This is a genomic window from Paenibacillus aurantius (assembly GCF_032268605.1).
Lineage (GTDB): Bacteria > Bacillota > Bacilli > Paenibacillales > NBRC-103111 > Paenibacillus_AO > Paenibacillus_AO aurantius.
Window position 1 is genome coordinate 4,271,072 of sequence record NZ_CP130318.1, and the last position, 12,775, is coordinate 4,283,846.

The 12,775-nt window shown below is 58.8% G+C and carries 12 protein-coding genes; 6 read left to right on the forward strand and 6 right to left on the reverse strand.

Features of this window, described 5'->3' with window-relative positions:
* Positions 1 to 161 precede the first annotated feature (161 nt).
* Both MJA45_RS19395 and MJA45_RS19400 read left to right on the forward strand, forming a co-directional pair.
* Positions 162 to 2,528 carry a beta-propeller domain-containing protein gene (locus tag MJA45_RS19395; RefSeq protein WP_315603547.1) on the forward strand — a complete coding sequence of 789 codons (2,367 nt, stop codon included), beginning with the start codon at positions 162 to 164 and terminating at the stop codon, positions 2,526 to 2,528.
* Between the two features lie 170 nt (positions 2,529 to 2,698).
* The gene (locus tag MJA45_RS19400) at positions 2,699 to 2,857 is read left to right on the forward strand and encodes a hypothetical protein (RefSeq protein ID WP_315603548.1); all 159 of its coding nucleotides are present in this window, start codon (positions 2,699 to 2,701) and stop codon (positions 2,855 to 2,857) included.
* Between the two features lie 13 nt (positions 2,858 to 2,870).
* Here the strand turns inward: MJA45_RS19400 and MJA45_RS19405 are convergent, their stop codons facing one another.
* The 4 genes from MJA45_RS19405 to MJA45_RS19420 form a co-directional block, all read right to left on the reverse strand.
* A complete protein-coding gene (locus tag MJA45_RS19405; RefSeq protein ID WP_315603549.1) occupies positions 2,871 to 3,413 on the reverse strand; it encodes a GNAT family N-acetyltransferase in 543 nt (180 codons plus the stop codon).
* A gap of 17 nt (positions 3,414 to 3,430) precedes the next feature.
* Entirely contained in the window at positions 3,431 to 4,270 is an 840-nt protein-coding gene (locus MJA45_RS19410) for a DUF92 domain-containing protein (protein WP_315603550.1), read from the reverse strand.
* A 121-nt stretch (positions 4,271 to 4,391) separates the two neighbouring features.
* Complete coding sequence (locus MJA45_RS19415; protein ID WP_315603551.1) at positions 4,392 to 5,027, reverse strand: fumarylacetoacetate hydrolase family protein; 636 nt, start codon at positions 5,025 to 5,027, stop codon at positions 4,392 to 4,394.
* A gap of 41 nt (positions 5,028 to 5,068) precedes the next feature.
* Positions 5,069 to 6,415, reverse strand: coding sequence for a CapA family protein (locus MJA45_RS19420; protein WP_315603552.1), 1,347 nt, complete (start codon positions 6,413 to 6,415; stop codon positions 5,069 to 5,071).
* Between the two features lie 148 nt (positions 6,416 to 6,563).
* On the opposite strand from MJA45_RS19420, the gene MJA45_RS19425 reads away from it, so the two are divergent.
* Positions 6,564 to 7,013, forward strand: coding sequence for an NUDIX hydrolase (locus MJA45_RS19425; RefSeq protein WP_315603553.1), 450 nt, complete (start codon positions 6,564 to 6,566; stop codon positions 7,011 to 7,013).
* 87 nt (positions 7,014 to 7,100) lie between these two features.
* Here the strand turns inward: MJA45_RS19425 and MJA45_RS19430 are convergent, their stop codons facing one another.
* A complete protein-coding gene (locus MJA45_RS19430) occupies positions 7,101 to 7,946 on the reverse strand; it encodes a spore coat protein (protein ID WP_315603554.1) in 846 nt (281 codons plus the stop codon).
* 312 nt (positions 7,947 to 8,258) lie between these two features.
* Between MJA45_RS19430 and MJA45_RS19435 the strand changes: the two genes are divergently transcribed.
* Complete coding sequence (locus MJA45_RS19435; protein ID WP_315603555.1) at positions 8,259 to 9,473, forward strand: MFS transporter; 1,215 nt, start codon at positions 8,259 to 8,261, stop codon at positions 9,471 to 9,473.
* Between the two features lie 115 nt (positions 9,474 to 9,588).
* On the opposite strand, the gene MJA45_RS19440 is transcribed toward MJA45_RS19435, so the two are convergent.
* Positions 9,589 to 10,236 carry an O-methyltransferase gene (locus MJA45_RS19440; protein ID WP_315603556.1) on the reverse strand — a complete coding sequence of 216 codons (648 nt, stop codon included), beginning with the start codon at positions 10,234 to 10,236 and terminating at the stop codon, positions 9,589 to 9,591.
* A 251-nt stretch (positions 10,237 to 10,487) separates the two neighbouring features.
* Here MJA45_RS19440 and MJA45_RS19445 point away from each other — a divergent pair, with 251 nt between their 5' ends.
* Together MJA45_RS19445 and map are read left to right on the forward strand one after the other, a co-directional pair.
* A complete protein-coding gene (locus MJA45_RS19445) occupies positions 10,488 to 11,663 on the forward strand; it encodes a THUMP domain-containing class I SAM-dependent RNA methyltransferase (protein WP_315603557.1) in 1,176 nt (391 codons plus the stop codon).
* Between the two features lie 243 nt (positions 11,664 to 11,906).
* Positions 11,907 to 12,653, forward strand: coding sequence for a type I methionyl aminopeptidase (map, locus tag MJA45_RS19450; protein WP_315603558.1), 747 nt, complete (start codon positions 11,907 to 11,909; stop codon positions 12,651 to 12,653).
* The last annotated feature ends 122 nt before the right edge of the window (positions 12,654 to 12,775 follow it).

Below are 12,775 nucleotides of genomic sequence, written 5' to 3' on the forward strand. Positions count from 1 at the left end.
CGCCATAAGAGGTTCCCGCCCTTCCGGTCCTAACGACGGAAGGGTTTTGTTCCGTTAGGGAGGCGAATCCTTGCGGTCTCTGCAACAATAACCGCTCTGCCAACGTTTAGAGGGCAGATGGACAATTTTTCCTACCCTTTAAAGAAAGAAGGTGAACGGCCATGAGACGAATATGGATGGTACCGGCTTTATCCGCCGCCCTGCTGCTGACGTCGAGTGCCTCCCCCGCCCCACCGGCAGCGGCCGGCCCGGGCAGCGAGTATACCCTGCTCCTGGAAGGAGCGGCTATGACGCTGGACGCCTCCCCTAAGCTGATGAACGGGACGATGATGGTTCCCCTGCGCAACCTGGCGGAAGCGGCTGGAGCCGAAGTGGAATGGAACCATAAGGAACAGAGCGTCACCGCTGTTAAAGGAGATACGTCGGTCAAGCTGACGATCGGCAGCACGTCGGCCGTCCGTAACGGCTCCCCTTGGACGCTGGGCGCCGCCCCTGTGCTGGAAGGCAGCCGGACCTTCGTTCCCCTGAGATTCTTCAGCGAAGCGTTCGGCTACATCGTCAAGTGGGACGGCATCCGCAAGCAGGTCACGATCGACAGCGATGCGGGACTTCTCCCGGTCGTCGGGAGCTATGACAACTTGAAGAAGCTGGTTAACGAGTCCATGACCGAAGGGCCTGTGCCTGCAGGGGCCGCAGAGAAAAGCATTTCCGCCGATTCGGCGGCAAGCGGTGCGACGGCTGCCCGCGCCCCTTCCTCCGCGGGCCCGGATTATTCGGGCACGAACGTTCAAGCAGAAGGGGTCGATGAAGCGGACATCGTCAAGACCGATGGAGACTACCTGTACCAGGTCAACGCCAACCGGGTGTTCATCGCCCGGGCTTCCGGGGAATTGAAGCTCTCTTCCACCATTGAACTGGGCGGGGAATTCCAGCCGCGGGAGCTTTATGTGGACGGAAACCGGCTTCTCGTCCTCGGGACCTCTTTTGCGGAACCGATGGACGTCCCTGCTCCTAACGCCAAAAAAATGATCATGCCGATAAGAAGCGGCACAACCAAAGTGCTTGTCTATGACACCGCTGACAAAACGAAGCCGGTTCTAAGCCGGGAAGTGGAGCTTGAAGGGAATTACCTCTCTTCCCGAAAGGTGGGCTCGTCGGTTTACTTGATCGCGAACCGTTTCCTGGACCTATACTCGATTCAACAGGAACAAGGAGAACAGCCCGCTCCCCTCTTCCATGACAGTGCGGTTTCTTCGCAATGGGAATCCGTCGGCTATGACCGAATCCGCTATTTCCCCGACTCGGTTAAGAACAGCTACTTGATGGTGGCCGGCTTTGACCTCGACCGGCCGGATCAGAAGGCCGACGTCCAGTCCTATCTGGGCTCCGGACAGAATGTCTATGCTTCGACCGACCATCTGTATGTGGCGGTTTCCCCATACGGCGGTCCTGTCCGAATCCTGCCCATGGTCAAGCGTCCGGCGGGTTCCACTCCCGCCAGCCCGTCCGCTGAGCAGCCTCCCGTTCCGGAGCAGACGACTTCGCTCTACAAGTTCCGTCTGGATCAGGGAAGTCTGAGGTTCGCAGGTACGGGCAAGGTGCCCGGCTCGGTGCTCAACCAATTCTCTATGGATGAACGGGACGGCTACTTCCGGATAGCCACCACCAAGGGAGACATGTGGGCCCAAGGCGAACAGATCTCCAAGAACAACGTGTATGTGCTCGATGAATCCTTGACGGTGACAGGCAAGCTCGAAAGTCTAGCTCCAGGTGAACGAATCTACTCCGTCCGTTTCCTGGGGAACCGAGCCTATATGGTCACCTTCCGCAAGGTGGATCCGCTGTTCGCCATCGACCTGTCGGATCCCCAGTCACCGAAGGTGCTCGGCAGCCTCAAGATCCCCGGGTACAGCGATTACCTGCATCCGTACGATGAAACCCATCTGATCGGGTTCGGCAAAGATACGATCGAGACCGCCGTGGAGAATCCCTTCCCGGGTCAGGAATCCACCCAAGCCTTTTACCAGGGGATGAAGCTTGCCATGTTCGACGTATCGGATGTGGCCCACCCCGTGGAGCTCTTCAAGGAAGCCATCGGAAACCGGGGAACCGATTCGGAGCTTCTGCACAACCATAAGGCCCTCCTCTTCTCCAAGGAGAAGAACCTGATGGCTTTCCCGGTTACCGTAGCCAAGATCAACCCGAAGCAGACGCCGAATCAGCCGGCAGGCTTCCCCGCCTACGGAGAATTTGCCTACCAGGGAGCCTACGTTTACGGCATCGATCTGCAGAAAGGCTTTACGTTGAAAGGAAAGATCACGCACCTGACGGAAGAGGACATCGCCAAAGCAGGACAAGGTGGAGGCGAGTGGAACAAGTATATCAACCGGATCCTCTATAGCGGAACCAATCTGTATACCTTCTCCCCTTCCGAAATCCGCTCGAACGACATGGGCAGCCTGCAGCCGAACGGAAGCCTGAAGCTTCCCGCCGCCGCTATGCCGGAAACGGGCATTCCGATCGACTGAAGACTTCATGACAGCAGCGAGAATCGCTGAGAGGAAAAGCCGTTTCGAAAAGTCAAAAAGCGAAGAACCTTTGCCGGTTCTCCGCTTTTTTTGTTTTCTTCGCGTTCTTGAAACCCCTTACAGCGCATATCCATTACTCAATCGGTTATCCCGAATAAGGAGATGGGATTATGCTGGCTTTTGTCCTGTTGACGCTGCTCTTTCTGTTGTTCCTCGGGGGCTTGTGCCTGCTGCTCTACCGAAGGATCAAACGGGACTCCTACGAGTACGACTCCCTGCATCTGTGGGAAACGAAGAAGGCGGACAAGAAAAAATTCGAGCTCCGTTGAAGGCCGGACAGGCTCACTCTATGCTGTCGTTGGTGACCGCATAGATCCGATGGTCCTCCCATTGGCCGTGGATCCTTAGGTATTTCACCGCCAGCCCCTCCAGCCGGAAGCCGGCTTTCTCCACCACCCGGATCGAAGGCCGGTTCCAAGGCATGATGGCCGCCTGCACCCGGTGAAGACCGGCTTCCCCGAACGCAAAGGCGACCGCTTGGCGAACCGCCTCGGTCGCAAACCCTTTTCCGTTGTGCGCGGAATCGATGAAATAGCCTAGATTGGCGTTCTGCCAAGCCCCCCGCACGACGGACGAGAGGGCGACCCTCCCGATCAGCTCCCCGCCTTCCACAAGACAAACGGCGAAGGCGTACTCTTCGTCTTTTTCCCAACCCGCCAGGCTGCGCTCCAGCTGCTCCCGCTGTCCCTCCAGCGTATAAAAGGAGGCCGGGCGAACGGGATCATACGGTGCCATAAACGTCCGGTTGCGCAAGCGGAGCTCCAGCTGGGCCGGAGCATCGGAAGGCTCGTATCTCCGGATGTAGACAGGGCTATTCGTATCCAATAAAGGGACTCCTTTCCTCAAAGCAGAAGCCGGTAGATGACCGCTCCCGCCACCCCGCCCAAGAGCGAGCTGATGATATTCACCGCATCGTTATTCATCCACCGCCAGCCCCGTGCGAACACGGCGGGACGGCCGCAGTGGGAGGTCTTCTCCACCGTTCGGCCGCAGACGGCGCACCGGTACATCCGCTGCCATTTCGCGCCAATCAGAGAATCGGAGAAGGCTCCGACGAGCCCTCCCGCCAGGGCGGCGGCGAAGCAGAGAACGGCCGAAAGACCTGATGGCTGACCGGCCCAGGCGGGATCCGGGTAAAGGAGGAGCAGCAAGAAGGATGCTGCGCCGATAAAAAGGCTTCCGGCTGCCGCCGCCCCGCTGCCCAGCAAGGTGATTCCGCCCGAGGTGCCCGGCGCGACCACCCGGCCCGTCAGGATCGACCGGGGCGGCCGGCGGCTCAAGCCGCCGACCTCCGTCGCCCATGTATCGGCATTGACGGAAGCCATCACCCCGAGGAAGGCGGCCAGCCAAGCCGGATCCGGCCACACGGCCTGCGCCACGCATAGAAGAGCCGCCGGCAGCCCGTTCGCCGCCACCTGGCCGGCATCGCGCCGGCCGGATTTCTCGTATCCTTCCTCTGCCGTGCTTTTCGCCTTCTTCTTCCATCGGGACAGCAGCGTCGACGAGAGGAAAAAAGCCAGCAGCGCCCCGAACCAAACGGGGCTTCCCAAGGCATAAAGCAGCGTCCCGACTACGATCGCCGCCGCCCAGCCTGAAGCCGACAAGGACCGTTTGGCATAGGCCAGCCCTCCGATCAACGTGCTTCCGGCAAGGCCGATCAGCCAATCTCCCGCTTCGTTCAAGATCATTCCTCCTGTTCTTCTCCTGGAACGGTCCGTAGAGCAGCATCCCCGTCCGGACAAAAAAGCAGCGGTAGGCATGAGCCCCGCTGCCGGGTTATTTCTTAGAAGCCTTCTGACGAAACTAGGCCTGTTCCAGCCGAACAGTAAAGTTACCCGCAGCTTCCTCGGCCCAGTAAAGCTCGAAGCGGTCTCCGTCTGCCGCCGCTCCTACTCCTTCCGGGGTTCCGGTAAAGATAACATCTCCTTCTCCCAATCCGAAGTGGGCCGCCACGAAATCCACAATGGTCTGAGGAGAAAAAATCATGTCGTTCAGATTGCCCCGCTGTACCTCCGTCCCGTTCCGGCGAAGGCTGAATTCGCTGCGGGCCGCTTCGGCAATCCCGGGAAACGGCCGGAAGGCGCCGACCGGCGCCGAATTCCGGAAGCCCTTGGCGGCCAGCCACGGATGGCCCTTCTTCTTCAACCCATCCTGCACGTCGCGCAGGGTAAAGTCAATGCCGATGGCTATGGAGTCGACCAGCTCGTCGACCGTCAGGCCCGGCTCGTAATCCCGTCCGATGCGGAGCACCAGCTCCGTTTCATAGTGAACTTGCCCCCGGTCCCCGGGTAGCGGGACGGATCCGCCGTCCGCCAGCACGACCGAATGCGTCGGTTTCATGAACAGCATCGGTTGATCCGGGACGGCATTGCCAAGCTCGGCCGCATGAAGACGGTAATTGCGGCCGACGCAGTATACATTGCGAATGGGGGTTGTCATGGTTGTTCTCTCCTATTTCGGGAAATACCCTTATGATTTAATCAAGGCTCTGCCGATATGCGCCCATCCGGAAGAATCCGGGAGCCGTACGAGACCTTCGACAAGCGGTCAAACAGCTTGGCCGCGTCGGCAGGCTGCATAGGCACAGGCTTCGCCCACTGCGTGAAGATCGGCAGGGCCTTGAGGCTGCACTGCCGGTCCTTGGAGCAGCTCGCTTCGAGAATCATAGAATCCAGCGTTTCCTTCACCGTATTGGTGGTAAAGATAAAATTGCCGAGGCTGTAGGCAATCCACTTGCCTTTGTACTTTTCAAACCCCTGCAGGACATGCGGATGGCCTCCGATGATCAAGTCGGCCCCCGCCTCAATATACCGATGGGCCAGGTCTCTCTGGTACGCCTCCGCCTGGCTTTGCCGTTCCACGCCCCAATGGGCGATCACCACGACCAGGTCGGCCTTCTCCCTCGCCTTGCGGATGGATTCTACCGGCACCGTGTAATTATAAGTATCCGCTACTCCCGGATGGTTGGGGCCGGCCTTCCAGGAGTTATCCGGGACGACACGCGAGAAGCCGAGAAAGGCAATTCGCATGCCCTTCTTATCCAGAATGACCGGCTCGAACGCTTCCTGGCTGTTATGGCCCGCTCCCACATAAGGAATCCCGTTCTTTTTCAGGTTGTCGAACGTATCGAGCAGCGCATCCTGGCCGTAATCCAGGATGTGATTGTTGGCCAGGTTGACCAGATCAAAGCCGGCTTCCTTGAAAGGAGGCAGAGCGAGGGGCGACGACCGGTACGTATATTCCTTGGATTGGGGAGCCCCCCGGAGGCTTATCGGCGTTTCCAGGTTGGCGATCGCCAGATCCGCTCTCTCCAGATCGGCCTTCACCTCGGTGTACGGGTAATCATACCCGTGCTGCTTAAGCAGCGTCTCCACTGCGCTAGCCATGATCACATCCCCGACAAACGACAGCTTGACGCTGTGGGGATCGTTGGCGGGATCCGGCCCCGCTGTTTCGGCGCCGCCGGCAGCGGGCGCCGCCGGCGGCTTGACGCTCGGAGCAGGAATCGGCGTGGAGGTCGCCGCCGCGTTCTCAGCTCCCGAAGGCCGGAGACTCGGACTCGGGGAAGGCGAAGCGGTAGCGGCTGGTGAGACCGCAGCCGAAGGGCTTGGCGCAGCCGGCGTTTCGGCGGATGAGGGAGCGGGTGTCGGCGAGGCGGTGCGTGCCGCCGCATCGGCCGACGTCCCCGCCTTCTCCGGCTGTCCCGGCAGCATGAGCATGATGCCGGCGCCGAGAAGCAGGGTACCGGCCAAGCCTCCTGCCAAAAGCCCGACGTTGCGGACCCTTTTCTGACGCTGGGGCTTGCTTTGTTTACGGGATGGAATCATTTCATTCTCCTTTTCCTTAACCTACCAATCTATTATAGCAAAGATAGGCGCCAAGAGAACGGACTTTCCCCCGACGAATAAAAAACTTCCTCATCCGTATATATAAAGATATAGAAGCGATTATGCCTTACCCAAGGGAGGGATTCCCATGTCAATGGCAGCGAGGGAGGCCGCCGGCTGTGTTGTGCTCCGGCAGCTGCAGGGTGGGCTGCAGGTGCTCCTCATCCGATTGAAGAACCGGGATGATCCAAGGCTGCCGAAAGGCGGAGTCGAGGACGGAGAAAGCTATGAGCAGTGTGCGGTAAGGGAAGTCGAAGAAGAAACCGGGTATCAGGTGCGCCTCCTTCCGTACGAGCCGGTGGTGGTCGAAGCAGTCAAGAACAAGCGCTTGCCCGTGCTGCACCTGACCATCCGTTTTTTTCTCGCCTCCGCCCTCGACGGCTCCCCCGACAAACGAAAGGACCGTGAGCTCGTTTCCCGGGTGGACTGGGTGCCCGTACAGGAAGCCGTCGGCAGCTTGCGGTTTCCGGAGGAAAAAGAGGCGCTGGAGGAATGCCTGAAGCTCTTTTCCGCGCAAGGCTTGGCGGCCGATCTTTAAAGACCATCCCCCTGTTTCCACCCCAAAAACCACCCGAGAACAATCGGGTGGTTTTATCACGTATAGGCTTTGCTTCAGGCAGAAGCTTTAATGTCTCATTCCGCCTTGGGTCGGGTTGGACGAGGAGAAGCTGTTCCCGCTGTTCATCCGGCTGCCCCCGCCCATCGGCTGGTTTCCAGCCTGCGAAGCTTGGGCCGGAGAATAGCCGCCCGAAATCGGCTGCTGGAACGCGGAAGGAGCTCCCTGTCCCATTCCGCTGTTCATGCCGCGGTACGCGGCAGACGCTGCCTGCCCGCCAGCAGCCGGATAGGAACGCTGGTTCGAATTCTCATAGGACGGAGAGGAAGTCTGGGACATGGCCGGCTGGACATAGGGCGCCTCCGGAGCTTCCTGGACCGGCTGGAAGGTATGCAGGAACGTTTTGGCCGTATGCTCGCTCATCGTCGGCACCTGGTATTGTCCCTGCTCGTTCATCAGTTGGAACACCTCATAAGCCTGGATCGCACAGGCGTTAGCCGTATTCATCAAAAGCTGGCGAACATTCGGATCCGCGCATTCCAGCGAGGCCGTCATGGCATTTTTGGCCGAATTCTTGTGGCACAGCAGCACGGCGGAGGCAATGTCCGTGTCCTTCATTCCCCCTCCGGTCTGCGGGGAAAGCCGGGCCGGGTTGTGCAGGCCGTACTTGATCTGCTCCACCGTGTCCGATACCATGCCCACTCCCTGCATCTGCGGCTGCGCATGGTTGTAATCATGCGTATAGGACACAATCTGGTCATAGAACTCGACAGCCGATTGCAGATGACGCTCGATCATTTGACGCAGCTGAGGATTCTGGGCCTGACGGGCATACCAGGCAAAATGATTGATCTGGTTAACTTTCTCATTGAGGATTTCATGGACTTCCATGGTTTCGTGGGCGCCAAAAGGCATGGACCAACACTCCTTTGGGATAGGATTCTCTTCCAAACGACACGAAGCTTACTATCCCCCGAGTCGATAACATTATGCAGGACTGGTCAACGGGACCCAATTGCGTTACGATTTGGGTATACTAGTGCCTTATCCGGTAACTCTGTTGGTGAGAATACCTTCGTAGGCGCAGGATAATCAAAAGGGAAGCAGAACAACACTCACGGATAAGGTACTAAGGAGGCTGGGACTGCCGCCTCGGCAAAATCGGAAAAAGCCGGGCGCGGCCGCCCGGCCTGCCCTTCACCGCCAAGCCGGATGGGAGAGACAGCAATGGTTAACTGGAAAGTCAATTTATCCGTTTTGTGGATCGGGCAATTTCTCGCCATGGCCGGGATGACCATGATCATGCCCTTTCTTCCGCTTTACCTGCAGGAATTGGGCGTAACCGATACCAAGCAGGTAGCCTATTGGTCAGGCATCATTTTTGCCGGCAATTTCGTGACTTCCTTCATCGCCCAGCCGATCTGGGGAGGACTGGCCGACCGCTACGGCCGCAAAGTGATGCTTCTGCGCTCGGGCTTCGGAATGGCCCTCGTCATGACGTTCATGGGCTTTGCGACCGATGCCTGGCATCTGCTCCTGCTTCGGCTCGTGAACGGGACGGTGTCCGGCTTCGTGCCCGCCTCCGTCGCCCTTATGTCCACGAATACGCCGAGGAACAAAATCGGCTTCGCCATGGGCACCCTTCAGTCCGGCGGAGTCGCCGGCACCATCCTCGGGCCGCTCATCGGCGGAATACTGGCGGAGCTCATCGGCTTCCGCAGCATTTTTTATTTGACCGGCGGGCTTCTCTTCGTGGCTTCCCTTCTCGCCATGTTCCTAGTTAAAGAAAGCTTTAACGCATCGGAGGCCCGAAGCCAGCCCCGCGTTTCCCTGTGGCAGAGCTTCAAGGACCTGGCCCACATTCCGCAGCTTCCCGCTTTGTTCGCGGTGACCTTTATGTTCCAGTTCGCCCTGATGAGTCCGCAGCCGCTGATGGCCCTGTTCGTTCAGGATCTGTACGGCAAGGCGGCGTATCTCGCCTTCTTCGCGGGATTGGTCGGTTCGGTGAACGGCTTCTCGAATATGATCGCCTCGCCGGTCCTCGGCCGGTTCGGGGACAAGCTGGGCTCGGAGAAGATTCTGGGCATCTGCCTGATCGGATCGGCGCTCGCCTTCATTCCCCAAGCGCTGGTGAGCAACATTTGGCAGCTTCTGGCCGCCCGTTTCTTCATGGGGATCTTTATGGGAGGGATGCTGCCCTCCATCTACGCCCTCATTCGCAAATACACGCCGGAAGGAATGGAAAGCCGGTCCTACAGCTTCAACTCCAGCACCTTGAGTCTCGGCAATGTCATCGGGCCGTTAACGGGCGGGGTTCTGAACGGCTTTATCGGCATCCGCGGGATCTTCTGGGTCAGCTCGGCGCTGCTGCTCCTGAATTTCTTCTGGGTGCGCAGGACTTTGCTTTCCTCCCGCTGGGGGAACCGCCTCCCCGGGGAATGACGCGGCATGGACAAGCTCTATTAAAGCCGATGCAGATAAAAGAAGAACGGCCTCAGGGCTTCCTGAAGGCCGTTTTTCTTGTGCATTGTTGGAGTGCCGGGACGTTTGGCGCCGGTTATTTGATCCTCGCTACCGCCAGTCCGTCGTAAGCCGGTAGGACCGTACTGTCGAGTCCCGGGTGAGACGTCATCAGCTCGTTAAAGCGCCTCATGCCGCGAACGGCGTTGCCGGTCTGCTCCGGGTCCATCGTTTTGCCATGCATGAAAGCATTATCTCCCACAATAACCGCTCCGGGATTGGCCAGCTTCAACGCCCATTCGAAGTAATTCGGGTAATTCCCTTTATCTGCATCGATAAAGAAGAAATCGAAGGTTTGCCCTTCCGCTTCCAACGCCTGCAGGCTGTCCAGCGCTTCTCCCACCCGGTACTTCACCTTGTCGCCCAGTCCGGCCTCTTTCAGATTGCGGTGAGCGAGCTCGGCATACTCCTCCTTCAATTCCAGCGAAACCAGCTTGCCGTCCTCCCCAAGGCCCCGTGCCAGGCAAATGCCGCTGTAGCCGCCAAGCGCACCGATCTCCAAAATCCTTTTGGCCCCGCCCAGCTTAACGAGCAAGGTCAGCAGCCGTCCGTACCCGGACGGAACGGAAATTTCCGGCATGCTGTTGTCGCGGATGCTTTGCTTGACCGCTTCGAGCTGCTCGTCCTTAGCAAAAAGCGAATCTACATACTGCTCTTCGGTAACCCTATCCAATGACTCCACCATCCCCTCCGGAAAAAGCGATTTGTATCCATCCGCTCTTTCCCCTATACTTCCTATTGTATGAAAAAAACGACCGAAAGCAAAGGAAACGGCACTTCCTACCTGCCCTGCATATCCCTTTCTAAGACAAGGCTGACAGGGAAATCAACAGGCTTCGTCGGATAAGGATGAACGGAGCAGACTCCGGGGGAAAGCCGTTCTTCTATCCCATACGCCCCGAGAGGGGATTCCAAGGAACAGAAAGAGGGAGTTACATGGCCAAAATCGATCTGATCGCCACCTGCCCTATGGGGCTGGAGGCTTTGGTCGCACGGGAAATCAAAGATCTCGGCTACGAGGATATGATGGTGGAGAACGGCAGGGTGACGTTCAAAGGGGACGAGCTTGCCATCTGCCGGACGAACCTTTGGCTGCGCACGGCCGACCGGATTCTTATCAAGATGGGCGAGTTCAAGGCCGTCACCTTCGATGAGCTGTTCGAGGGGACAAAAGCGCTGAACTGGCCGGACTGGATTCCCGAAGAGGGGGAATTCCCCGTAGAGGGAAGATCCCACAAGTCCCAGCTTTCAAGTGTCCCGGCCTGCCAGGGCATCGTAAAGAAAGCTGTGGTTGAGAAAATGAAGCAGCGTTACCGGACCGAGTGGTTTAAGGAAACGGGAGCCCGGTATGTCATTGAGGTGTCGCTATTGAACGACATCGCCACCCTGACGCTGGATACATCCGGGGCGAGCCTGCACAAGCGCGGCTACCGCAAGCTCGTGACGGAAGCACCGCTCAAGGAGACGCTCGCCGCGGCGATGGTACTCCTGAGCCGGTGGAAGCCGGAGCGGCCGCTGTACGATCCGTTCTGCGGCTCGGGCACGATCCCGATCGAGGCGGCGATGATCGGCTGGAACCTGGCCCCGGGCCTGCGGCGGCCTTTCTCCGCCGAGGGCTGGCCGGCGCTCCGCCCGGCGCTTTGGGACGAGGCCCGCGAGGAAGCCTTCGATCTCGTGCGGGATGACGTTCCGCTTGATATTAGCGGAACGGACATCGATCCCGCGGCGATCGAAGTGGCCCTCGCGGCCGCCAAAAGCGCCGGCTTGGCGCGGGAGCTGCGCTTCGGCGTCGAGCCGGTAGCGAAGGCCCGGCCGCGCGGCGACTACGGCTGCCTGATCACCAACCCGCCGTACGGCGAGCGGTTGGGGGATCAGGACGAAGCCGTGCAGGTGCTGCGGCAGCTGGGCTCCGTCGCGGGCCGGCTCGACACGTGGTCGGCGTTCGTGCTGACGCCGAACAAGCAGCTCGAGCACTATTTCGGCCGCCCCGCGACGAAAAAGCGCAAGCTGTTCAACGGGCGGATCGAATGCGCCCTGTACCAATATTTCGGGCCGCTTCCTCCGCGGCGGGAACAGACGGAACGGGAAGGCGGCTCGGCCGAAGGACGGTAAGGGTTCCCGTCCCCCAGCCCCATAACCCGATAGGGAATCGTTCGTTCCTGGTGCCTTAAACGGTAACAAGCAGAGCTTCAATCGCGGATAAGGGACCAGGTTGAACCTTTTGCCTTCCCAAGGTGGAGCACGCAGGATACGTTATGGGCTACCTGGCGGCTGCCACGCTCCTTATGCTCTACCGGCACCTCCCCAAAAGATGCATAATAAGGATATACCAATGGGATTGGAGTGATGAGAAGGATGACAATCGGTTCGGAGAAAGATATCGAGGCCTTGAAGGAAATCGGCAGAATCGTTGCCCTGACGGTGAAGGAAATGAAACGCAGCGCCAGGGTGGGCATGACCACGAAGGAGCTTGACGAGATCGGCGGCCGCATCCTGCAAAGCCATGGAGCGGTGTCCGCGCCAAAGAAATTTTACCAGTTTCCCGGCCACACCTGCATCAGCATCAACGAAGAGGCCGCCCACGGGATTCCGGGCAGCCGGATGCTTCAACCGGGAGATCTCGTGAATATCGACGTATGCGCCGAAAAGGACGGCTATGTGGCCGACACCGGCCACTCCTTCCAGATGCCTCCCTTCACACCGGAGCTGGTGCGGCTGTGCGATTATACCCATGAGACGATGATGAAGGTTATCTCTTCCTTGAAGCACGGCGTACGCCTGAGCGAGGTGGGCCGTATTATAGAGACGGAGGCGGCCAAAGGCGGCTACAAGGTCATTCGCAATCTGTGCAGCCATGGGGTCGGAAAAGCGATTCACGAGGCGCCGTCCGAGATTTGGCCTGTGTACAACAAGCATGATAAGCGCAGGCTGAAGGAAGGTCAGGTCATTACGATCGAGCCATTCTTGTCCACTGGCGCCGAGTTCGTTCTGGAACAGCCGGACGGCTGGACGATGAGCGTAACGGACTGCAGCTTTACGGCACAGCACGAACATACGATCATCATTACGAGGCAGGAGCCGATCATCGTAACGGTAGCCTAGGGTAAGGACGCGTGACCAGGCTTAAGGTGTCTATGACCTCGGACCATCCTTTCGGCCCATCGCCTATCCCCGAATATGGAAATATTAATAAAAGGACAGATTGGCCGAAGAAATTCGGTTCC